The organism is Yersinia canariae, assembly GCF_009831415.1.
GTDB classification, from domain to species: domain Bacteria; phylum Pseudomonadota; class Gammaproteobacteria; order Enterobacterales; family Enterobacteriaceae; genus Yersinia; species Yersinia canariae.
In genome coordinates this window covers 1,822,229-1,846,857 of the sequence record NZ_CP043727.1, presented here as the reverse complement: position 1 = coordinate 1,846,857, position 24,629 = coordinate 1,822,229, and the positions used below count along the sequence as shown (strand labels likewise).

Sequence of the window (24,629 nt, the reverse complement as noted above, 5' to 3'; positions counted from 1 at the left end):
TTTAAGACAATATATTTCTTTGTATTCTCTAAATACCTAAAAAATTACCTTTTATTGCACTGCTCATTTAAGAAAAAAGCCACTTAGCCAATAATGGCACTTTTAATCCTAGACCTCTGATTAGCATTTATGGTGTGATGAGACTTCAATAACAGGATAATACCGGTATACTTCTGCGACTTTTAGATTATGCCGACTGTGGAAAGTGCCCCTACGAGGATGCTATATAGCGCCATGACCCAAGACGCCTCACCGATTTTGACTTCATTGCTTGATACGGATGCTTATAAGCTCCATATGCAACAAGCAGTGTTCCATCGTTATCGCCATATTATCGTTGCCGCTGAGTTCCGCTGCCGTGGTGATGAGCTGCTGGGCGAATATGCCGACGAAATCCGCCATCAGATAACGTTAATGAGCCAATTGGCACTAACCGATGATGAGTATAACTACCTCTCCGGCTTGCCCTTCTTTAAAAATGACTATTTAACTTGGTTACGGGCCTTTCGTTTTAACCCCGAGCAAGTCAGCGTATCTAATAATGGTGGTAAATTAGATATTCGGATTACCGGCTTATGGTGCGAAACAATCCTGTGGGAAGTGCCGCTGTTGGCGGTTATCAGTGAAATTATCCATCGCCGACGATCTGTACATGTCACTGCCGACCAAGCCATTGCACAGTTGCGCAGCAAACTTCAGCAATTTAAAGCGCTCAGTGCCGATATTGACATCTCTCACTTCAAGTTGATGGACTTTGGCACACGTCGTCGCTTTTCCCGTGAAATACAGCACGCCATTGTAAGTAACTTAAAAGACGAGTTTCCCTACCTTGTTGGCACCAGCAATTATGATTTAGCACGGAAATTGTCTTTAGCGCCCGTCGGGACTCAGGCTCATGAATGGTTCCAAGCTCACCAACAGATTAGTCCGGTTCTGGCCAACAGCCAACGAGTGGCATTACAAGTCTGGCTAGATGAGTATCCGAATCAATTGGGCGTAGCATTAACAGACTGTATAACTATGGATGCTTTCCTGCGCGATTTTGATGAAACATTCGCTAACCGCTATCAGGGATTACGCCACGACTCAGGTGAGCCGGTCGAATGGGGTGAAAAAGCCATCGCCCATTATGAAAAGCTGGGCATCGACCCAATGACGAAGACCTTGGTGTTCTCAGATAATTTAGATTTGGAAAAAGCAGTGTCGCTATACCGCCATTTCTACCAAAGGATTAAATTGGTATTTGGGATCGGCACGCGCTTAACCTGCGACATCCCTGGCGTCAGCCCGTTGAATATAGTGATTAAGTTGGTCGAGTGTAACGACAAACCCGTCGCTAAACTTTCCGATAGTCCGGGTAAAACTATTTGTCATGACCCCGCTTTTGTTGATGAATTACGTGAGGCATTTGCTCTGCCGTTGGTCAAGAAAGCCAGCTAATACAAAATTGCCGGGCGGCAAATGCTGGCTCGGCACCTTTTATATTTGCGTTTTTTCACCTGTTTTGCTCTTCCCTACTCCGCTATTCATCATTCCTCTATTTGTGTCGTATCCATATCCCAAATAATTCGAATTATACCAAGGCGGTAAGCAAGTAATAAATGGGTTATAAACCATTTTGAACAGCACCGGTGCTGACCCGCAGAAGGGCGATAAGCTTACTGTAATAAGTGATTCGGGTGACTGAACACAGCCAATACACAGGCAGTTTGAAGTATGACGGGTATATTTATAGAAATGTTGCACTGAACTGGTGATTTCTACTTGTGTCCTGCACCGCCGCAAGTAACATAGCAACATCCCCATTTTGTTGGGTTGTTAACTATTTATCAAAACTATTAAAGAGAGAAATTTATGAGCGTAGTGCCTGTAGTCGACGTACTGCAAGGCCGTGCCGCGGTTGGCAGTGAAGTCACCGTGCGCGGTTGGGTGCGTACCCGGAGAGATTCTAAAGCGGGTATCTCCTTCGTTGCCGTTTATGACGGTTCCTGCTTTGACCCGTTACAGGCCGTCGTAAATAATACTTTGCCTAATTATCAGGATGAAGTACTGCATTTAACTACCGGTTGCTCAGTAGAAGTCACTGGCACAGTGGTGGCATCACCAGGTGAAGGCCAGAGTTTTGAAATTCAGGCAACCGCTATCAAAGTGGTTGGTTGGGTTGATGACCCTGATACCTATCCAATGGCCGCAAAACGCCACAGCATAGAATACTTGCGTGAAGTGGCTCACTTGCGCCCACGGACCAACTTGATCGGCGCCGTCGCGCGAGTTCGTCATACTTTGGCACAAGCTATTCACCGTTTCTTCGACGAGAATGGGTACTTTTGGGTTTCAACACCACTTATCACTGCTTCTGATACTGAAGGCGCTGGTGAAATGTTCCGCGTATCAACGCTGGATCTGGAAAATCTGCCACGTACTGATACTGGTGCTGTCGATTTCAGCGAAGATTTCTTCGGTAAAGAAGCTTTCCTGACAGTATCCGGTCAGCTTAATGGTGAAACCTACGCCAGTGCATTATCCAAGGTTTACACTTTCGGCCCTACTTTCCGAGCTGAGAACTCCAACACCAGCCGTCATTTGGCCGAATTCTGGATGGTCGAGCCAGAAGTTGCTTTTGCTTCATTAGATGATGTCGCTGGTTTGGCAGAGAAAATGTTGAAATACGTTTTCCAAGCGGTATTGAACGAGCGTGCTGATGACATGAAGTTCTTTGCTGAGCGTGTAGATAAAGATGCCGTTGATCGTTTGCAGCGTTTTGTTACCTCAGACTTTGCTCAGGTTGACTACACCGACGCCATTGAGATCTTACTGGCATCCGGACAGAAATTTGAAAATGATGTCTCTTGGGGCATTGATTTATCTTCTGAGCATGAGCGTTATTTGGCTGAGAAACACTTTAAAGCGCCGGTTGTGGTTAAAAACTATCCAAAAGATATCAAAGCCTTCTATATGCGTATGAACGAAGATGGCAAAACCGTGGCAGCGATGGATATTCTCGCCCCGGGTATTGGCGAAATCATCGGTGGTTCACAGCGTGAAGAGCGTTTAGATGTTCTGGATGCGCGTCTGGCTGAAATGGGCCTCAATAAAGAAGATTATTGGTGGTATCGTGATCTTCGTCGCTATGGCACTGTGCCACATTCAGGTTTTGGCCTTGGATTTGAGCGTTTGATCTCCTACGTAACAGGGGTTCAAAACGTCCGGGACGTTATTCCATTCCCACGCACACCAAGAAATGCCAGTTTCTAAATTAGTCATTTAGAAAAAAATTGTATTTTTGTATAAATAAAAGCCAGCTCAGCTGGCTTTTGTCATTTTTTAAAGTTCGATCTGAGTCACAAAGTTCCCTGATATTTACATTTAGTAACACATAGTTTCCCAATGAAACATATTCAGGTAATTGGTAGCATTTTCGGTGTGGATTATAACCCTCGTGAATGGAACACTGCGTTCAGACACAGACGACACCAAACTCTCAACAATAGTTCCAAAAAAATTATTGGCGGCAGTGGCAGGTGTCCGAATAACACCAATGAGGGTAATAATAATGATGAAGCGCAATATTCTTGCAGTAGTAATCCCAGCACTGTTAGTAGCTGGCGCAGCTAATGCAGCAGAAATCTACAACAAAGACGGCAACAAACTTGACCTGTACGGTAAAGTTGACGCGCGTCACCAGTTCTCTGATAACGCTAAACAAGACGGCGACAAATCTTATGTTCGTTTTGGCTTCAAAGGCGAAACCCAAATTACTGACCAACTGACCGGTTACGGCCAGTGGGAATACAACATCCAAGCAAACAACACCGAAGGTGGTGATGCTCAAGATGGCAACGCAACACGTCTGGGCTTTGCTGGTCTGAAATTTGCTGAATTCGGTTCATTCGACTACGGCCGTAACTACGGCGTAATCTATGACGTCAACGCATGGACTGACATGCTGCCAGTGTTCGGTGGTGATTCAATCTCCAACTCTGACAACTTCATGACTGGCCGTTCTACTGGTCTGGCAACTTACCGTAACACTAACTTCTTCGGTCTGGTTGATGGCCTGAACTTTGCCCTGCAATACCAAGGCAAAAACGAACGTAATGGCGATGTTAAAGAATCAAATGGCGACGGCTTCGGCATGTCTTCCACTTATGATATCGGCTACGGCGTGAACTTCGGTGCTGGTTACTCTACTGCAAACCGTACTACTCTGCAGAAAGATGCTTCTACCGCTCCAGGCAACCAAGCTCAAGCATGGAACGTTGGTGCTAAATACGACGCAAACAACGTATACTTGGCTGTTATGTATGCTGAAACTCAGAACATGACTCCATACGGTACCGCAGCTAACACCATCGCGAACAAAACTCGTGACTTGGAAATTACTGCACAGTACCAATTCGACTTCGGTCTGCGTCCATCTTTAGGCTACGTTCAGTCTAAAGGCAAGGATCTGAATGACGCAACTGGCGACAACCATGACCTGTTGAAATATGTTTCTGTTGGTTCTTACTACTACTTCAACAAAAACATGTCTACCTATGTTGATTACAAAATCAACTTGCTGGATGAAGACACCTTCACTGTTAAAAACGGTCTGAACACTGACAACGTTGTTGGTGTTGGCTTGGTTTACCAGTTCTAAGTTAAACTTAATCAAGCAGTTTATCTGCTGACGTAAGTTAAAAAAAGACAGGGCTTCGGCTCTGTCTTTTTGTTTTTATCCTTGGCTGAAATAGGGATATTGCACTGCTGAACGTGTTATTTTGCCGATTTTTCACCCCGAAACTCCCCGCCTCACAACATTCATTTCTTTTTATCGCAAACGGTTGGCAAAGGCCGCAACTGGCGCTACCCTGATGGTTCTGTTTGCTTAACGCTAAGCCATGGAAGCCTCTGACATGTTTGAAAAAATCACTGCTGCACCTGCGGACCCCATTCTGGGCCTGACCGATATTTTCCGCGCGGATGACCGCCCTAATAAAATCAACCTGGGGATCGGTGTCTACAAAGACGAAACCGGGAAAACGCCAGTGCTGACCAGCGTAAAGAAAGCTGAGCAGTATTTGCTGGAAAATGAAGTCACCAAAAATTATTTGGGTATTGATGGCCTGCCGGTTTTCGCCAGCTGTACTCAGGAACTGCTGTTCGGGGCTGATAGCGCTATTATTGCTAATAAACGTGCTCGCACCGCTCAAACCCCTGGTGGTACTGGCGGATTACGTATCGCGGCCGATTTTATTGCCCATCAGACCAGCGCCAAACGTGTCTGGGTCAGTAATCCAAGCTGGCCAAATCATAAAAATATTTTCGCGGCTGCTGGTTTGGAAGTGGTTGAGTATGCTTATTATGACGCGGCAAATCATGCGCTGGACTTCGATGGGTTATTAAAGAGCCTGTCCGAAGCTCAAGCTGGCGACGTCGTGCTGTTCCATGGCTGCTGCCATAACCCGACGGGGATTGACCCAACAGAAGCTCAGTGGAGCCAATTAGCTGAACTGTCAGTGGCTAAGGGTTGGTTACCGCTGTTTGACTTCGCTTATCAAGGTTTTGCCAAAGGTTTGGAAGAAGATGCTCAAGGTTTGCGTATTTTCGCCGCCAAGCATCAAGAATTTATTGTTTGCAGTTCTTACTCCAAAAACTTCGGTCTTTATAATGAACGTGTTGGTGCTTGTACTGTGGTTGCCGCAAACAGTGAAGTAGCGGATATTACCTTTAGCCAAGTTAAAGCGGTCATTCGTGCTAACTATTCCAACCCGCCAGCTCATGGTGCTTCAGTGGTTGCGACCATACTAAGCAACCCTGCCCTGCGTGCTATTTGGGAACAAGAACTGACTGATATGCGCCAGCGTATTCACCGTATGCGCCAATTGTTTGTTAATACTTTGCAGGAAAAAGGCGCTAAGCTAGATTTCAGCTTTATCATCAACCAAAATGGTATGTTCTCGTTCAGTGGCCTGACCAAAGACCAAGTTCTGCGTTTACGCAATGAATTCGCGGTTTATGCAGTAAATTCTGGTCGTGTAAACGTTGCAGGTATGACACCGGACAACATGGCGCCATTGTGTGAAGCTATCGTTGCAGTGCTCTAATTAACTCACTGTGACAGGTTATAAAAAGGGTGCCTTAGGCGCCCTTTTATTTTATCCACCAGCCAATAATCTTAATGGAATAAATATTTAGCAAACTCGTTCATGGGCATAGGTCGCCCATACATATAGCCCTGTAGGTAATCCACATTATGGGCTTGTAAATAACGCATTTGAGTTTCGTTTTCGACTCCCTCGGCAATAGTTTGTAACCCTAGCCGAGTGGCGAGATCAATTACATTGCCCACAATGTGACTCGACAAAGCATCTGAACCAATCATTCCGACAAAGCTTTGGTCAATCTTGAGAAAATCAACTTTAAACTTTTGCAGGTAAGTCAGACTTGAATGCCCGGTACCAAAGTCATCGATAGCAATAAAGACGCCTAAAGCATGAAGTTCAGCAAATAATTTATCTGTGGTCGCATCTGCAACAATCAATTTTCGCTCAGTTAATTCCAACGTAATATTGATTTTATTACCGCCAAAAGCTTGAATAAACTTACGACAGTCGTCTACAAGACTAAGGTCACGGCAATGATTGGCACTGATATTAAAGCCGAAGTGGAAGCCTTCAGGTAATTGATTTACATAAGGCGCAAATTTTGCGCTGACTTGTTGCATAATAGAGCGAGTCATCGGCACGATAAGTTCACTGTCCTCCGCCATCGGAATGAAGTGATTCGGTTGAATTAAACCCTGCTCCGGGTGCCGCCAGCGCATTAAAACTTCACAGCCAATCCAGCATTGTTCCTTACCACTGACAATCGGTTGCAGGTAAGGAATAAATTCGTTATTTTCTAATGCCTGTTTTAATATCTGAGTAGGTGATGCTCCCCTTCCAGATAACCAGAAGACGAGTGCAGCTGACCCAAAACTTATTAATATAAAGAAAATTAAACTACCTTGAGCATATTGACGGGCATAATCTAAATAGTGTTGATTAGACAGTGTGGTACTTAGCGAGTAAGCATATTTATCTGAGGCCAGATATAACAGCTCCCCACTATTAGACGGTTTGCCAGAATGCACTGTCCCTGCCGCATCCATCCATTTATCGCCCACTCTCAGTTGCAACTCGATATCGCCGCTCAATAAGTTAAGAATACTGCGCAGATAATACCCATCAACCGCCACCAGAATGCTGTAATCACCTCGAACCAGCCGATAAACCATCAAAGCGCGATCCGGTGTCACATCATTACCTGACATTAACTCTAATTGCCCGTCAACAAATACATCTAAATCGAATGGTGTGGAAAGTGGACCATATATTGAGGAGCAATATATGGTTGCCCCTCTCGCTAAAGTGACAGAACGGACATCCGGTATCAAGACAACTTGATCACGTAAATTCTGTACAACTTGTAAGCACGGCTTTCCCAGCCCAGTTTCCACCTGAATAGCGGCATGCTGCAAGTTATTGAATATTTGGTCGACGCGCACCCTTCCCTGTAATAACTTAGCCTCGGCCCCTTGATGCACATTGGCCTTTGTTTGCCCATAAATTACGACTGCTCCCAACAATAGAAATAGCAATAACACCATAGAAGAAAAACCGAGCCGGGACAGGAACTTATTCAGTCTGAAACGACGAAATGGCATAGTGGATTCCATTGAAAGGCGCTCGTAATATTACGAACTCAAAAACGGCCATAAAAACTGCGCCGAGCCGGGTCAATATCAGGTATATCTTTCTGTCATGTTACGCCTTACGAATATCACTAAGGTAATGCTAATTGGAAGAACACTATCATTATGTTCTTAGTATCCATAAATAGCTGATTATTGGTTCACAAAATGCTTTAGCAACTTGTTAAATATAATATAAAAAGACGCCTTGCGGCGCCTTCCTTGTATTCAATCCTGGCATAACGCCAAGTGCATATAGCACCTATCACCAAACAGCAGGTTCTTCTCTTATAAACGGATTAGTTTGCCGCTCATGCCCTAGCGTAGACATTGGACCATGGCCTGGAATAAACGCCATATCGTCACCCAAAGGCAACAATTTGGTTCGAATAGAATTAATCAGTTGCTGATGGTCGCCACGCGGGAAATCACTGCGCCCGACACCACCATTAAAAATAACGTCGCCAACCAGCGCTAAACGATCTTTTTGATCAATAAAGACAATATGGCCGGGTGTATGTCCAGGGCAATGCAATACTGATAACTCTATAGCGCCGACAGTGATTTTATCACCTTCTTCCAGCCAACGAGTCGGAGTAAAAGCTTCACATTCACTCAACCCGAACATTCTGCTTTGTGCAGGTAGCCCCTCCAACCAAAATGCATCTTCTTTTTCTGGGCCATAAATCGGCACCTGAAAATGTGCGGATAGTTCTGCAGCAGCCCCCACATGGTCCAGATGACCATGTGTCAGTAAAATCTGACTGACCTTAACATCTTGGCGAGCCACTTCAGCAATGATCTTGGCGGCTTCACCACCGGGATCCACAAGAGCAGCCTGCCTTGTTTCTTCACACCAGATTAGTGTGCAATTTTGGCTAAAGGCCGTCACGGGAATAATTTGATATTTCATAAAGCTCCAACCCCAATGCAAACGTAATATACCTTTCATCTTTCAAATTTCAGGAATGTTGGCGGCGCTCATGGCCCGCCTTCCTGAATCGTGAAATCTATTGGGTGTAAATTCAAAGCATTGGAATAAAAATATGTATTACCAGGTTCGTGTTGGCCCAGTATCAATATGCACAAAATTACTGCGAGGATAATATCCTACACCACCTGCACGCATTTTTAATGCCGCTTTGCGGATATTACTCAATTGAATGCCTTCAATATGAAAATCCATCGCCCGCCCTTGTGTATGGAAGCTGTGCTTGGCCACACCGCGGCTGCGTTCGCGCAGTTCATTGTTCGTATCAAGTGAGCGATAACCTGAAATCAACTGTACCGGTTTAGTTGTACCCAAAAGGCCTTGGAGGCGGTATAGCTGGTCAAATAAACGAGGATCGATAGTTTTGACTTTATTGGCCCGATAATCGCGGAATAAATGATTTAAACGGGAAAGTTCATCTTTGTTATATTTTCTACCGTCAAAAAACTCCACTTTTATAGACTCACCTGTATTCAGGTTATTCAAGGTCAAGATGCGTGGACGAGGAGTAGAAAGGGTAGCAAATGCTTGCCCTGGAAGCAGCGACATACCTAGCGCTACCCCGCCTAACGCTAGCCATTTACGGCGATAATTATCAATTTTATCCATGATCTCTGTTAATACCCGGCAAGAATGTCAAAAGTAAGCACTATATAATGTGCCGTCCCGAACCATAACCGCCTACGGAAAACCAGTCAACCCGCATTCGGCACGCATTCACTGTGCGATGAGTCCAGGTTATAGTGCGCCCGCGAAGGAGCGCCCATAAGACAACCCGATATTGAGACCATTAGTTATTGAGTTTTACTGCATTTATTGCAGCAAAAGCTCGGCCTGATGGGAGATTTGTGAACCTGATCTCACCGTCATATCATAATTGTAAATATCTGTTCTAAACTGTGGTTTGCCGTCTTCTGCCACCCATGCCGTCAAATAATACAACTGCACTGGAATACGCTGGCGAATGTTGACATAAGTGGTGTCGCCTTGCTTCAGGGTCGAGGAAACGCGAGCATCATTCCAACCCGCATCTTGCAACAGCATATTAGCTAAATCAGAGGCTTTATTGACGCGAACACAGCCCGAGCTCAACGCGCGAATGTCTTTCTGGAACAAGCCATGGTTCGGTGTGTCATGCAAATAGATAGCATCAGAGCTTGGCATATTGAACTTGAACCGCCCCAATGAATTACTGGCACCAGGAGCCTGGCGTAGGCGATACGGGAAATTATTCGGCGAAATCATGCTCCAGTCGATCATCGATGGGTCGACGACTTCAGCATCATTGCTCCAGCCTGACAATACGGTATAGCCATGGCGCTGGAAATAACTGGCGTCATAACGCGCTTTCGGCACGATATCCTGGCGCACCAGAGAGGTCGGCACATTCCATGGCGGGTTAACAACCACATTATTCAGCGCGCTACTCATCAACGGTGTTTTGCGGCTTGGGCGGCCCACGATCACTCGCGACGAAAGCACTTCGGCACCATTCTTATAATAATTCAGTGAATAGTTTGGAATGTTAACCATGATGCCATTGTCTACTCGGCCCGGCAAAATGCGTAAGCGCTGAATGTTCAGTGCCAATAATGTAGCCCGCGTTTGCGGCGAAACATTCAGCCATTCACGAGTCCGCGCACCAATGACCCCATCATCACTCAGACCATGCCACTGCTGGAAACGTTTGACGGCTTCCATGAGTTCTGGCGTGTAGACATTATCCGTGACCGTAGCCGGCGCGCTCAGTGGTGCCGTTGATGGCGCAACAGCGCCTCCGGTAATCGGGGCATCTGCTACAGGTGCTGCTGATGGGCTTACGACCAGACTGTGCGCCTGAGCACGGCTTTTCTCCTCATCCACAGAGAGGTCATCATTAACAACTGCCACCGCAGGATTATCCACAGGAATGACTTCCGGGACTTGCGCTGGTGCCGATACCGCCGGATGCAACATCCCGGTTCTGTCGAGAATCTCCCGCAAAGCAGGAATATCATCACTCAATTGGCCGGGACGTAAACTTGGGCCATTAGCCATTTGTGGCCATGGACGCCGATCTGCCAGCATCTGTTTCAGCGCCTGATGCATTTTTTCGTATTGCGGATGCTGAGGCGCTAAGGATGCCAGATAAGGCGCTGTCGTCCCCTCATGCACGGCTTGCTGCCAACGATTTAAAATCGTGGCTGGCGGCGTAGCCATCTTGTAAGGCACATTGCTGTATAACCAGACACTGCCGTTCGCGCCAACGCCAGAGATAAAGTGCAAATACCCCAACATAGCATCAGACAAAATAATATCGCGGGCCATGCCCTTTATTTCAGGATCACTAAGCCATTTCACCCACTGCATAAATTGCGGTTGAATACCGGAGAGAGCAACTTCCGCCAATTGCTGCTGAAAATGCTGAACAGCCGTCCTATCCTGCCACATCGGCTGCATTTGATTAGCGGCATAAAGCAGTGCTAATTCCGAAGAATAGAGCGGAGTGACGTTTTTCGGTAACGTCGCCAATAATTGAGAACGGCTTTGTGCAACCGACATGTTTTGTGGCGATGATGTTAGCGCTGAAGATGAATCTACAGGCAAGACTGGCGCGGTGGCCGATGCTGTAAAGACCGGTATCAGGCTACACATTAAAGCGCAGTATAACGCGAATACGCGTTGCGGATTTTTTCTCTCTACCGACATTCTATGCCCCCGGTATGCTTGTCTGAATACGTCATAGTCTGTCGTTACCTTTCTTCCCTGAAGTCGCAGCATGCTAGCGGCCTTCTCACCCGAATGACTAACGGGAATCCGCTCAGTATTGTTCGTTGGTTGACTGCAATACCGCTATCTTTGGGTATTAACCTTATTATACAAACAGAAATCACTACTGAGCGGCCAATATTATAAATTTAGTCATTAACGTTACGCTAACAGATTTTCTCTGCTTATAAAATATAACCCTCAGATGCGGCAACAAATAAAAATGGCCGCTGAGCGGCCATTAAATAAAATTAATTATTATTCACGTTTTTACTGAGTGATAATTAACCGGGTTGCTGCTGTTCAATAGGCTTTGAGGGCAGTGTTGGGATTTCATTGGCAAAGCCGCGTAAGCCAACCACATGCACATGCTCATGATTTTGGAAGACTTTTCTCACCAACTTATAGGTTGTCCCTTTTTCTGGACTGATATTTTCTGGGGCAGCAATAATTAACTGCATTTCCAACCGCTCGCATAATTCAAATAATGTTGCGATAGATTTCGCATCCAGACGCGCAGCTTCATCGAGGAACAATAAGCGGCACGGCGAAATATCTTTGCCACGTAAACGGCGCGATTCCTCTTCCCAGCTCTGCACCACCATCACCAAAATAGACATACCGGTACCGATAGCCTCGCCGGTAGACAATGCGCCACTCTCTGCCCGCAACCAGCCATCTGCGCCGCGATTAACTTCGACTTCCAGCTCCAGATAGTTACGATAATCAAGTAACTCTTCACCAATAGTTTGCGGCAAACGCTGCCCCATATCCATTTGTGGGTTTAGGCGCTGATACAGTTTTGCCAGTGCTTCAGAGAAAGTCAGGCGATTACTGTTAAACAAGTCTTGATGCTGCTCCTGCTGTTCGGACAACACATCCAGCAAGGTCGCATGGGCTTCACGCACATTGACATTCAACCGCACACTTTTAACCTGCCCGAATGACACCGCTTGTAGCCCCTGATTCAGCATGCGAATACGATTTTGTTCGCGCTGAATGGTTTTGCGGATGATATTCGACACGCTTTTTGCGCTGATGGCCAATTTCTGCTCACGGGCCGTCAACTCTTCAGTCAGACGCCCGAGCTCAATCTCCATTTGTTCAATCGCTTCAACGGGATCATCTGTGCGGATAATATCCTGACGGATACGTTCGCGCAGGTGTTGATACACCGCGATATAGAATTGGATTTTGCGTTCAGGCCGTTTTGGATCTTCCGATAAGCGCAGCACATCACGCAGATGTTCATTATCTGCCACCGCCAGGCGCAATGCCCCCAGCGCCTTATCCGACATAGAACGCAGTTCGTCACCATCCATATAAGCCAGTTCACGGCGATGTAAACGGCGCTCAACACCATTATCTTTCACCATGCGCATCACCGCACACCAACCCGCTTTAGCATTAACTACCTGCTCACGAATTTGGTGATAATCCCGCTCCAGTTTGCGCAGTTTTTTCTGCAAACTGTCCATCTCGGCTTCACAGAAAGTCAGTTGTTTTTCCAACTGATTTCGTCGTGAACGGTTGGTGCTCAGTGCTGCATGCAATTCATCGCGGCGAGTACGCGCACGAGCTTCGGCATTGGCATCCGCCTGAACCCCAATATCCACCAGCTCCTGACTCAACTCTTTGAGCATGTCACGTTTGGCATCATAAGAACTTTTTAAAGACGCCAGCACTTGATTGTATTGAGTAAACTGGGCCTGATATTGACGTAACTGCTCACGAGCGCGGGTACGTTCTGCTTCAGCCTGCTCTAAGCGCTGGCGCAGTTTATCGTTCAGATCCGAGTTTTCAGTCAGCATGCCCGCGGAGTCGGTATAGCTAAAGTGCGCACGGCGCTGAACCACTTCAGTCAATGCAAAAGCTTGCTGTTTAGCCTGGCGCTGGCTGTTCTGCGCCTGCGCATAGTTTTCCTGCAACTGTTCGTGTTGCTGCGGGTCACTTTGCAACACCGCCAACAGCGGTTCAAGCTTGGTCAGAGAAGCGCCGTGTTTCTGGATATGGCGCGCCGCCTCTTGTGCCTCTGCCAGTTCTTCAGTAATTTCTTCGACACGGTCAGTCAAGGTATCGTCAAGCAACAATGATACTAACGGAATCAGTCGGTTAAGAGCTGAAATTCCCTCTTTAGCCTGTTCGAATTGCTGACGTTGTTGCTGATTTTTTTCTTCATGTGTATTGAGGGCGCGCTCAATTTCACCACGGCGAGTATTCAGCAGGCGAATCTCAGCTTCGGGATCAGAATCAAATGCCACCGCCAGATGAGAACCAATAAACCGGCTGAATGCCTGATGCGAACGCTGGGTTTTTTGCACATCAAATGACAGTGTCGCATAGCGCTCGGCCAAACTATCACGCTCTTGATACAGCGCTTCTAGTCGTTTTTCTCGGGCCGCCCGACCAAACAGCGGCACTTCCGGATAGCGGGAATAACGCCATTGACGATCGGCAATTTTCACCACCACCGCTTTCTCATGCTCTTCGACGGCAAAAACACTGTCATCAAATGACTGCGGATCCCCTTCGATAAGATACAAATCTTCCGGGCAATCTTCCAAACCGAGCAATTGGTCGCGAACCAATGATAAGTCTGGCACCACTATCCCGTGGCGGGACGGGCCATACAGTGCGGAGAAGTATGGCGCATCGTCAATGGTGACATCGTCATAAATTTCCGAGAGCAGCACACCGCCAAAACGCTCGGCCAGTGCAATCATCCGCGAGTCTTCAGCACCACTTGGCTGACTCAGACGCTCGATTTGAACATCAATAGCACGTTTTGTTGCCGCCACTTCGTCACGTTCGACAGTGGTTTCGCGCTCGCGCTCCAGCAACTGCTGCATAAACTCCGTCACTTGACGGCTGTCTTCCAGCGCTTCACCGCTTTGCTCACTAAGTTGGCTCAGAGTATCTTGTGCCGCCAGCCAAACCGGAGCTCGCGCCGTCAATTCCTGAATTTTGAGCTTAATTTGCTCAAGTTCCTGACGCATTTCCATGCGCCGTTCACCGGCATCACTGACACTGAGAGACAGCTCTTCAACCTGTGATTCCAGCTCACGTTGCAACTCTTCCAGCTCTTCTGGCTGATAGGCTTGCCCCTGCCGCTTACAGAATTCCTGCAATAAGCGCTCGGCATCTTGCTGGGCACGCAAACGCTGCTCCAGTTCAGAGAGCCGCATGCGCAGCGGCTGAACCCGTTCGGCCAAATGTTGCTGTGACGGCCAGTCGCGTAATAATTCGCGCGCGGTTTGCCAGGCCTCACTGCGGCTGACCTCACCGGCAATGGTCACAACCAGTTGATAAGCTTGCTCAAATTGGCTGTGTGCCGCATCAGCAACACTCAGTTTTTGCTCGAGTTGCAATAAAGATTCGGTCGCTTCTTGCTCTTTAGCTTGGAAAGTTTCCAGCCACTCTTCAGCATTTTCAGCTGTTAATTCAGGTAATTGGCACAGCGCACGGGCGCGCTCCAATGCCTGTAATGCTTGCTGATATTGAATGGCGCGGGTTTGCTGCACATCGAGCGCTTGCTGATAATCAGCCAACTGACTTTTCAGCTCATCCACTTCCAACTCGGCGGCTTCAGCGCGGGCTTCATTGCCCGCCTGTTGTTCGCTGGCCTCAGCAACAACCTCATTTTGTTCTTCCAGCCGGTATGTCAGCTCTTCCAAATCACCTTGGTAGCGCTCGATTTTTTCCTGCTGGCGCATCGCGGTTTGCACCAAACTGAGATGGTCACTGGCGGCTTGATAATCAGTTTCGAGATCAGACTCAGCAGCACTTTGCTCGGCCAATTCGCGGGACATTTCGACATGGCGATACTGCTCGGTCACCAGTTGTTTGCGGCTGGCCAGTAAGTCGCGGCGCAAAACCAAAGCGCCATCAAGATGAATGCGCCGCTCATTGGCATGGCGCATATAATCAGCGGCAACATAAGAAGTCGCCTCTGATATCAGGTGCTTAAACAGGTCGCGGTCAGACTGAGTGACGCGAATCGCCTCAAGGGTCATGCGGTTTTCACGCAACGCCGACTCCATGTCCTGGAAGGCTTTTCGTACGCCGCTGTTTTCTGGTAATAAATAGTCGCGCAGTGAACGGGTAATCGCGCTGGAAATACCACCGTACAATGACGCCTCAATCAAACGATAGAATTTACTGCGGTCCGCTGAGGAGCGTAAACGCTTCGGAATCACCCCCAAATCGAACATCAAGGCGTGGTAATCAGTAATGGAGTTAAATTGCTTAAATTGCACCCCTTCCATTGCTTCAACGCGCTCTTTCAGCTCTGGCAGTGACAACACGCGCGCCTGGCGCTCGCCCACCACTTCGGTAAGAATTTCGGTTGGCTGAATAGCTGTCGGCAGCCCTTGGATAGTGAAAGGCTTGATATCAACTTTACGGTCACGCCCAGCAACTTGTTGCAGACGTACCCCGACAACCACCCGTTGGTGGCGGGAGTTGACCACATCTAAGGTGGAGTAACACACGCCCGCGCGCAATTTACCGTGCAAACCTTTATCACGGGAACCACTGGTCGCCCCGGCTTCGGTCGTGTTACGAAAGTGCAGTAATGTCAGGTCGGGGATCAATGCTGTAACGAAAGCCGCCATGGTGGTGGATTTCCCCGAACCATTCCCACCGGATAAGGTGGTGACCAGCTCATCAAGATCGAATGTTCGGGCAAAAAAACCATTCCAGTTAACCAAGGTCAGTGAGCGAAATTTACCGCGTTCAATCATTCCTGTTCATCCTCTGCACTGTCCGTTGCATTGCCCATGGTGATATCGCTTTCGTCGCTTTCATCATGGAGTGACAGACTATTTTCGACCGCCATGGCTTCGCCATCGCGGATCATACGCAACTGAGCTTCGCGGGGATCATCACCGCTGCGCACATCGGCACCAAAGCGGAACACCGCCTCAGTGATACGAAACTTACTGCTGTCATTGCCCATAAAGTAGATCATGCCCAATCGACGCAGCCGGTTGAGTGACGTTCGTACTTTTTCCTGCAACTTCTGTTTATCCAAATCTGAACCGGTTGAGCGCTGGTTAACGAACTTCAGCAATTTGCTCTCATCGGCCAGGCTCAGCAACTCTTCGTATAACTCATGCTGGGCGAAAATACCTTCGTGAGCCAACCGCTCCGGGCTCAGATACAGATAACAAAGAATTTTCCCGACCATCATATCCAACTCGGATAACACCGAGCGCGGGATAAGGGTGGTCGACCGTGGGCGCAGATAGAAGAAACCTTCCGGTGCGCGAATTAACTCCACGTTATAGCGAGTATAAAATTCTTCCAGTTGCTCCTGAAAATCCATCAGGAAAGCATGATTTTCCAGCTCATCAATACCAATATGACGACCGGCGCGCAGCTGGCTATCGAGTGCGGGAAACAATGAGTTGGCCAATGCCTGAGCCAGTTTAACCGGCATTACTACTTCAATATTTGTTGATGACATGTGCCTGCACCTTGGCTCCGTAATCATTGATTGCCAGCCATTCAGCTGGTAACCCTGAGAAATCGGCTTCGGCCACACCAAGGCGAACTGCCTGGTCGACCAGGATACGAGCCACGTCGAAATGACGAGCACGCGGATATTGCACGAGGTAATCGCGCATGACTTCCCCCAGATTGAGTGGCATTTTTTGCTGTTGATACACCTGCAAGGCCTGCTCAATCATGGCGGCTAACTGCTCGCGGATCTCATTGAACTCTTCAAATTCCAGATCCGGTGGCAGCTCCCCGGTCACCTCTTCACTACGCAGCGCCAGCTCTTCATCGCGCATATCCAGCAAGCGATCAGCATTGGCGTAGGTCAGGGTCCAAGGGCTATCAAAGTAATTCTGGACTGACTGGCGCAACCGCTGGGCGAATACTCGGTTTTTATCCATATCAATCGCAGTACGAATAAACTTATGTACATGGCGGTCATAGCCAATCCACAGGTCAATGGCCTGCTGACCCCAACTGATAATGCGGTCAAGTTTGCTTTGCAGATCAAAGACCAGCTTATCGACCAAGTCCAAGCCCGCATTGCCGATAGTAGCTTCTTGAATACGTAACAAATTTGCCTGAAGCTTATCACCTGCCGCCTCCAGCGTGTCTTGTAACTCTCGCAGTGTACCGGAGGTTTCTGACAGCAACATTTCACAGCTGGCAATAGCGGCACGCCAGTCTTGATTCAACAACGCCGCAATATCTTCTTTGACGCTATGTTGCTGTTCATCCATCAAGCGCTGAGTCATATCAATACTGTCAAAGATTTCAGCGACTGAATATTTCAGCGGGGCAAATACATTGCGGTGCCAGTGAAACTCATCACCGCCCTCTTCTGCGGCTTCTGCTGCCCGTTGTAGCTCTTGTGCCACAATCGACAATTGCATCGACAAGCGCAGAGTGGAGAACTCGCGCTGGCGGATATAATAATCGGTAATACCAATGCCCAATGGAGTCAGACGGTAAATCGCATTGCCGTCGGCCATTTCACTGGTAAAACGGTTGAGTAAACGCTGACGCACCATATCATTGATGGCGTTATTGGCGCGTACTGCCACGGTTTCTGTGGTCTGCTCAAAACCTTTACTGACGTGACGAAATGCATCAACCAACTCGCCTTCGCTCATTTCGCCGTCCAGCCGCTCACCGTTTAAGGTCGCAATAGCCATAAGAAAAGCCAGACGCTCTGTTGGCAAAGTAATCGAAAAATCATTTTTTCGCGCCCAGGCGACCAGTTCGGGTACTGTCTGGGAAAATTCACTCATAATGGGTCCTTCAGATTCGGCTTAAACGCCATGACATGCACGTAGCGCCCCAAACTGATAAAGGGCTCCTGCCGGCAATAGCGCTGCTCCAACGCCAATAATTCAGCAAACTCATCGACTTGTTGCTGTTTATTTTTCATGTAATCGTGAAACACCCGTACTCCCGTCTTACCGCTAATGGATAAACCCATTTGCTCAAGCCAACCGTATACCGTCGGTGGATCTAAAGGATATTGCGGCGATAATGAGCGCTGACGACGCCTTTTTACCTCCGGTATCGCTAACTGAAAATTACCTAATACCGCATTGCGCATCACCAACCCATTGGCATTGAAGAACATCAATGACAGCGCGCCACCTGGGTTTAACGCATTAAAAAGGACCTGCAGAACGTGTTGTGGCTCTGCAATCCATTCTAAAACCGCATGGAACAATATCAGATCAACTGGCTGTTCTAAATGTTGGGTGATGTCCTGTACCGCACTTTGTACAAATTGCATGTTGTGGCTCACACCTTTTTCCTGCGCAGCCACTTTCGCACGTTGGATCATCTCAGCGGACAGGTCACATAATAGAACCTGGTGACCTAATGCCGCCAGTTGGCAAGCCATATGCCCTTCACCGCCACCGGCATCTAAAATCCGTAACGGGCGTTGCGGTAACTGTGCTAATAGCCCGGTGATATCTTGCCACACCACTGCCTGACGGATCATTCCCTTCGTTGTGCCGTAGATATTGCGCGAGAATTTCTCGGCGATATCATCGAAATTACGATCCTGCATGGACAATTGCTCCGCTATAACTATTGATTTACCGGCCTTGATAGAGACTCGCAAATCAATGGCTACAGCAAAAAGAATGACTCCCAACCTGCTATTTTGGCACAGCCTGACTTAGAATAAATCTTCTTGGCCCGTAATCATCACCAAATGCCGTTTTTTCAGCCAAAAGGTCCCTGTTTTTATGCTTTTTACCCTAAAAAAGTTTGTTGGCGGCTTATTAATGCCACTGCCCTTTCTGCTTATCGTAATGGGGCTGGCATTAATCTTATTGTGCTTTACCCGCTGGCAAAAAAGCGGCAAAACGCTTTTTGCATTAAGTTGGCTGGTATTATTGCTTGTTAGCCTGCAACCTGTCGCGGATCGCCTGCTATTGCCGTTGGAAAAACAGTACGCGACTTATCAGGGAAACGACCCGGTAGATTACATTGTTGTCCTTGGTGGCGGCTACACGTTTAATCCGAATTGGGCGCCAAGTGCCAATTTATTCTCAAATAGTTTGCCACGAGTAACAGAGGGGATCCGGCTGTATCACGCCCATCCTAATGCAAAAATGGTATTTACTGGCGGCGCTGGCCCCAACAGCCAAAGCAGTGCAAGAACAGCAGCGCAGGTCGCGGAAAGTTTAGGTGTCCCGGCGGCAGATGTTATTGCATTAGAGCAGCCCAAAGATACCGTGGAAGAAGCCTCCGCAGTGGCGGGCTTGGTCGGTGATAAGCCGTTTTTGTTGGTGACTTCCGCCAGCCATTTACCGCGAGCAATGAAATTCTTTACAGCTCAGGGTTTACATCCTATCCCGGCACCGGCCAATCAATTAGCCATTACCACCCCTTTGCATAGCTGGGAGCGCACTATTCCGGCGGCAACATATTTAGGTCATTCCGAGCGAGCCTGGTATGAAACATTGGGGCTAATATGGCAAAAATTAACTGAAAATAGCCCCCAGCAAATTGAAAGAGGTAACGGGGATATTTAATCTAACCAAGGTAAAAGTTGCCGGGCCGCGGTATCAAATAATGCGCGGTCTAAATTGCCGGTGTGGATAAAGCGAGAGACTAATTCCCAGAGGGTATAAAGCCATCGGCGAGCGACAAAAAATTCCGAAACCGGCGCTTTATTAAGATAACGATAGAATAGCTGGCTCGACATACCCTCCTCACTGAGGCGGAATAAATCATACTCACGCGGCGCCCATAACATTGGGCCAGGGTTGAGCATCGCCAGTAACTGATCACTGCGCGGATCTTTCAGCATACTACGCAAAGTCAAATTACCGTGAACCAGCACTGAACTGTCGTCAAAACCGGCGAAAAGTGCATGTAATGATGCCCGGGCACGATAAAGTACCGCTCGGTCCTCCAACGTCATTAGCGGAGAGTTCATATTGGACAGCGTGGCCCACAGCACTTCAACCCGCTGCTGATACCAACTGAACCAATCATTTTCCTGCGTACTGTCAACATTGCCGACGCAACCATGACTATCAATTCGATGCCAGGCTAATACGCCTTCAACTATTTGATCCATCAAAGCATTCCAGCGGTCCCCTGTCCGGGTCGGCGCTTCAACCGAAACGCCACGTAAACGCTCCATTAATAAAATTTCTTTATAGGGAGTTTGATGGGTCATGACTAAGCCATATACAGTTGGCAAGCGTATATCGCCTTCGCGCGACAACATGGACAGTTTATACGCCTCCTGCTGTGCAATCCCCTGACAAACATAACTTTTTGCCAACAATGGGATGGCCTGCCCCTGCTGATTATACATGGCATACAGATGGGCATACGGCTGCTCGCTGATGCGTTCAAGGCGGGTTATCGACTCCCCAAGCACGACACTTAACTCAGCTTTCAGCTGTTCCATAAGGCTTTGTCCCGTTATCTGACGAAATAGATTTATCATAATGGAATGGCAGGTTGGATATTTCCAGAATGCAGATCAAATAACAGCCACAATAAAAGTAAAATAGTTGAAAGACACAAGTATAAAAATAGCAACGCCAGACCCAATCGAGCCTGGCGTAATCAGCAGTTCAGTTGTTTATTTTATTACTGGCGCAGCATGATAGCCCGCACACGGTCTAAATCTTCTTGAGTATCAACCCCAACCGCCGGAACAGCCTTTGCCACAGCAACATGGATTTTTTCGCCGTACCACAACACGCGAAGTTGCTCTAATAGCTCTATTTGCTCAAGTTTGCTCGGTGTCCAATTAACATAGCGGCGAACAAACCCAGCGCGATAAGCATAGATGCCAATATGGCGTAAGAAACAATCACCAATGGTGTTTTTAGACTGAGCAAAACGTTCTCTTTCCCACGGAATTGCTGCGCGGGAGAAATACAACGCATACCCTTGAGCATCCATTACCACTTTAACAGCATTAGGATTAAAGGCTTCTTCACTACTTTCAATGGGTACGGCTAATGTCGCCATTCCTGCACTGGATGCAGCCAGATTATCAGCCACCTGACGGATAATCACCGGCGGTACCAGTGGCTCATCCCCTTGCACATTGACGATAATATCGTCATCAGCAAAACCATAGTGATCAATGACTTCCGCTAACCGCTCAGTGCCGGATTGATGATCTGCACGGGTTAAACACACTTCACCGCCCGCTGCTTCAACCGCTTTCACCACTTCTGGATGGTCTGTTGCCACAATCACCCGAGAAGCACCTGACGCCAGCGCTCGCTCCATCACATGCACCACCATAGGTTTGCCAGCAATATCAGCCAGTGGCTTACCAGGTAGACGGGTTGAAGCATAACGGGCGGGAATTATAGCAATGAAACTCATGCGTGCTTCTCATCAATTGACAGTGGGCGGGCTTCATTCTCTAACAATACCGGTATGCCATCACGCACGGGATAAGCTAGATTGTCAGCTTTGCATACCAACTCAAGATTTTCTTTATTGAAGTACAACTTACCGTTGCAGACGGGACAAGCAACAATTTCGAGTAAACGGTGGTCCATACATCCTCCAGAATGGAGTTTAGCCAGCAGGAAAGTGGTTGAGGATAGCATATCCGCCGATGCAGGTTAACTGTGCCGACGCCGTCATTCATATCCGTTATTGATAACAAGTAGTTATGTTAACCAGTCTCAATATAAGTAAGAATGCTGAGAATACGGAGTGATAAATGTTGGTTTTGTTATTGATATGTTGAATTCTGGGGAGTATTATTTTGTGACGAACATCACACAATTATGACTATCGAGTAAGAAATGAAAGTATTCCATAAAATTATTGCGCTGTTTGCTAACTTCAGCAACTAAGCAGCAAAATACAAATAGAAGCACCTGCGAAATAGAAACGGCTACCCAAGGGTAGCCGTTTGCTTAGAAAGCGATTACATCTGCTGCTGACGGCCCGTGAATACTACGATAAGTAGAGAATTCAACATCCTGCCCTTCACTCAGTGATTTGTTTTTGGTGTTGGCAATAGCAGTCTTGCTGACATACACATCCAAACTACCGTCGTGTGGTGAAATGAAACCGTAGCCTTCGGACTGGTTGAACCATTTCACGCGACCCATTTTTAACGTCATAATAAATTTCCTTTTACTGGGCATCCTAACAACTCATTTTTATTTATTGTTTAGATGCAGTTGCCCATCCTAAAGTTTTCTGATTAAACCTCTATGAGCTTGATTTTATGAAAAAAACCGCATAAGTGCGGGTTTTGGAATTTTGCTATCCGGATAGATGATTAACACATCAGCATCATCAATTTCCAAGATAATTCAAACAGTATATTGCTAAATTACAGAGCAACAACCTTGCAGCAGCCGGCCCGTGCGGCTGTCTTGGATGGTGTACTCAACGCTATTGGAATAGCGGGTCTGCAACACGAACATTACTTATGGGAGTTATTTATCGGAGATACTAGGAGGTTCGTCTTTGAAGCGGCATCAAAAGATAACGTTTTGGGAGGAACTGCTTTGCTTTACTCTCGTACACTCTTACACATAAATAGGTCTGTAATACAGGCCGGCGGCTATTTACTCATAAAACATATCGCCACGCAACTATTTTATCTGGGAATAGATAGTTAAGTGCAGCATCAATGAGATGCTGCGCATAAAAAACCAATATTATCCGCGAGATCCCCACAATTTACCGATATCAACCTAAAATAAAAACTGAGTATATACACCATTATTCGGCAATTTTGTGCCCTTCCAGGCCAAAAGGAGCAACCTGATTATGACCCACCAGCCATTTGTTCATCCTGATGAGATTCGCGCCAGATTCTCCAGAGCTATGTCGGATATGTATCAGGTCGAAGTCCCACTATATGGTGCTTTATTACAACTGGTTGCCGAAATCAATGGTAAAACTCTGGAGCAGTCACCAGAACTAACCCGACATTTGCATCAAACAGGGGAAATTGAACGATTAAGTATGGAGCGGCATGGTGCCATTCGTGTAGGAACTGCTGCCGAACTTGCTACTTTACGCCGCTTGTTTGCAATAATGGGCATGATTCCTGTTGGGTATTATGACCTGGCCCCAGCAGGGGTGCCTGTTCACTCGACTGCATTTCGCGCGGTACATGAGGCCTCACTGCAAGCCTGCCCATTTAGAATTTTTACATCCTTACTTCGTTTAGATTTGATTGAACAACCAGAACTGCGGCAACAAGCGGCTGATATTCTTGCCAAAAGGAACATTTTCACTCCGCGTCTTATCGAGTTAATTGTTCAGCATGAAACGGCCGGCGGGCTGACCCACCATGAAGCCGATGATTTCATTACTCAATCATTGGAAACATTTCGCTGGCATAACCAGGCGACCGTCAGTGCCGAGATTTATCAACAACTACATGATCAACATCGATTAATTGCTGATGTAGTTGCTTTTAAGGGGCCACATATTAACCACTTAACCCCACGGACACTAAATATCGATGCAGTACAAGCTGCAATGCCAAAGTACAACATAACCCCCAAAGCCGTTATCGAAGGGCCACCGCCACGTCATTGCCCAATACTGCTGCGACAAACCAGTTTCAAAGCACTGGAAGAGAAAGTCGCTTTTGTATCCTCAGGTGGGCATATTGTTCAAGGGAACCACACCGCCCGTTTTGGCGAAATAGAACAACGCGGCGCAGCATTGACGGCCAAAGGTCGCCATCTTTATGACCGTTTGTTACAAGCAGCTCAAGATCAATTACGCGTTCCAGCGAATGAACAGAATGCAGAGCAATATATGGCGATTCTGCACGAACAATTTAGCCAGTTTCCAGATGACTACCCGATAATGCGGGCAGAAAGACTTGCCTATTTCCGCTATTTTCCGACTGAAAAGAGCCTTAAAGAACCGGCGATATCAGTGCAAAATTTAACATTAGACCAGCTAATTGAGGCCGGATTCATCCAATTTGAACCTTTGGTCTATGAAGATTTCCTGCCGGTCAGCGCTGCAGGTATTTTCCAGTCAAATTTAGGTGATAAAGGGCAAAGCCATTTTGCAGGCCACTCTAGTAAACAGGATTTCCAGCGGGACTTGGGGAGTGATGTTATTGATGAACTGCAACTGTACGAAGAAACTCAGCAACGCTCGCTCACTGCATGCGCAGCGGCCCTGAAGCGCGCATCCCTGAGTCTCTAA

Annotated in this window: 18 protein-coding genes; 6 read left to right on the top strand and 12 right to left on the bottom strand. The window is 47.3% G+C overall.

All coding sequences use genetic code 11. The features are described 5' to 3' along the window. Positions 1 to 234: 234 nt before the first annotated feature. The 4 genes from pncB to F0T03_RS08510 all read left to right on the top strand — a co-directional run bounded on the left by pncB (position 235) and on the right by F0T03_RS08510 (position 6,089). Positions 235 to 1,440 carry a nicotinate phosphoribosyltransferase gene (gene pncB / locus F0T03_RS08525; protein ID WP_145555099.1) on the top strand — a complete coding sequence of 402 codons (1,206 nt, stop codon included), beginning with the start codon at positions 235 to 237 and terminating at the stop codon, positions 1,438 to 1,440. Between the two features lie 414 nt (positions 1,441 to 1,854). Further along, positions 1,855 to 3,255, top strand: a complete 1,401-nt coding sequence (asnS, locus tag F0T03_RS08520; RefSeq protein WP_145555098.1) for an asparagine--tRNA ligase — start codon at positions 1,855 to 1,857, stop codon at positions 3,253 to 3,255. A gap of 301 nt (positions 3,256 to 3,556) precedes the next feature. Then, positions 3,557 to 4,642: a porin OmpF gene (ompF, locus tag F0T03_RS08515; protein WP_162527023.1), complete on the top strand. Its 1,086-nt coding sequence runs from the start codon at positions 3,557 to 3,559 to the stop codon at positions 4,640 to 4,642. Between the two features lie 256 nt (positions 4,643 to 4,898). Beyond that, positions 4,899 to 6,089: an amino acid aminotransferase gene (locus tag F0T03_RS08510; protein WP_159677837.1), complete on the top strand. Its 1,191-nt coding sequence runs from the start codon at positions 4,899 to 4,901 to the stop codon at positions 6,087 to 6,089. 71 nt (positions 6,090 to 6,160) lie between these two features. Here F0T03_RS08510 and F0T03_RS08505 read toward each other — a convergent pair whose 3' ends face one another. From F0T03_RS08505 to cmoM, 8 genes are all read right to left on the bottom strand, one after another. After that, a complete protein-coding gene (locus F0T03_RS08505; RefSeq protein ID WP_159677834.1) occupies positions 6,161 to 7,690 on the bottom strand; it encodes an EAL domain-containing protein in 1,530 nt (509 codons plus the stop codon). 292 nt (positions 7,691 to 7,982) lie between these two features. Beyond that, a complete protein-coding gene (locus F0T03_RS08500) occupies positions 7,983 to 8,630 on the bottom strand; it encodes an MBL fold metallo-hydrolase (RefSeq protein ID WP_159677831.1) in 648 nt (215 codons plus the stop codon). A gap of 138 nt (positions 8,631 to 8,768) precedes the next feature. After that, positions 8,769 to 9,317, bottom strand: a complete 549-nt coding sequence (mepK, locus tag F0T03_RS08495; protein WP_145555093.1) for a peptidoglycan L,D-endopeptidase MepK — start codon at positions 9,315 to 9,317, stop codon at positions 8,769 to 8,771. A 204-nt stretch (positions 9,318 to 9,521) separates the two neighbouring features. Next, positions 9,522 to 11,396 carry a L,D-transpeptidase gene (gene ldtD / locus F0T03_RS08490; protein WP_159677829.1) on the bottom strand — a complete coding sequence of 625 codons (1,875 nt, stop codon included), beginning with the start codon at positions 11,394 to 11,396 and terminating at the stop codon, positions 9,522 to 9,524. 344 nt (positions 11,397 to 11,740) lie between these two features. Further along, on the bottom strand, positions 11,741 to 16,198 hold the full coding sequence (gene mukB, locus F0T03_RS08485) for a chromosome partition protein MukB (RefSeq protein WP_159677827.1): 4,458 nt from the start codon (positions 16,196 to 16,198) through the stop codon (positions 11,741 to 11,743). Next, positions 16,195 to 16,923, bottom strand: coding sequence for a chromosome partition protein MukE (mukE, locus tag F0T03_RS08480; RefSeq protein WP_145555090.1), 729 nt, complete (start codon positions 16,921 to 16,923; stop codon positions 16,195 to 16,197). Before mukE ends, mukB begins: the two co-directional genes overlap by 4 nt. Continuing rightward, positions 16,904 to 18,226, bottom strand: coding sequence for a chromosome partition protein MukF (gene mukF, locus F0T03_RS08475; RefSeq protein ID WP_159677825.1), 1,323 nt, complete (start codon positions 18,224 to 18,226; stop codon positions 16,904 to 16,906). Before mukF ends, mukE begins: the two co-directional genes overlap by 20 nt. After that, entirely contained in the window at positions 18,223 to 19,008 is a 786-nt protein-coding gene (gene cmoM / locus F0T03_RS08470; protein WP_145555088.1) for a tRNA uridine 5-oxyacetic acid(34) methyltransferase CmoM, read from the bottom strand. Before cmoM ends, mukF begins: the two co-directional genes overlap by 4 nt. Before the next feature lie 181 nt (positions 19,009 to 19,189). On the opposite strand from cmoM, the gene elyC reads away from it, so the two are divergent. Then, a complete protein-coding gene (gene elyC, locus F0T03_RS08465; RefSeq protein WP_159677823.1) occupies positions 19,190 to 19,981 on the top strand; it encodes an envelope biogenesis factor ElyC in 792 nt (263 codons plus the stop codon). Here the strand turns inward: elyC and F0T03_RS08460 are convergent. The 4 genes from F0T03_RS08460 to F0T03_RS08445 form a co-directional block, all read right to left on the bottom strand. Beyond that, on the bottom strand, positions 19,978 to 20,871 hold the full coding sequence (locus F0T03_RS08460) for a YcbJ family phosphotransferase (protein ID WP_145555086.1): 894 nt from the start codon (positions 20,869 to 20,871) through the stop codon (positions 19,978 to 19,980). The two genes, elyC and F0T03_RS08460, sit on opposite strands and share 4 nt — an antisense overlap. Before the next feature lie 185 nt (positions 20,872 to 21,056). Further along, the gene (gene kdsB, locus F0T03_RS08455; RefSeq protein WP_159677821.1) at positions 21,057 to 21,809 is read right to left on the bottom strand and encodes a 3-deoxy-manno-octulosonate cytidylyltransferase; all 753 of its coding nucleotides are present in this window, start codon (positions 21,807 to 21,809) and stop codon (positions 21,057 to 21,059) included. Next, positions 21,806 to 21,988, bottom strand: a complete 183-nt coding sequence (locus tag F0T03_RS08450; RefSeq protein WP_004700032.1) for a Trm112 family protein — start codon at positions 21,986 to 21,988, stop codon at positions 21,806 to 21,808. The genes kdsB and F0T03_RS08450 overlap by 4 nt, the downstream gene beginning before the upstream one ends. Before the next feature lie 366 nt (positions 21,989 to 22,354). Further along, complete coding sequence (locus F0T03_RS08445) at positions 22,355 to 22,564, bottom strand: cold-shock protein (protein WP_005159937.1); 210 nt, start codon at positions 22,562 to 22,564, stop codon at positions 22,355 to 22,357. 658 nt (positions 22,565 to 23,222) lie between these two features. Between F0T03_RS08445 and hglS the strand changes: the two genes are divergently transcribed. Further along, positions 23,223 to 24,629 carry a 2-oxoadipate dioxygenase/decarboxylase HglS gene (hglS, locus tag F0T03_RS08440; RefSeq protein WP_159677819.1) on the top strand — a complete coding sequence of 469 codons (1,407 nt, stop codon included), beginning with the start codon at positions 23,223 to 23,225 and terminating at the stop codon, positions 24,627 to 24,629.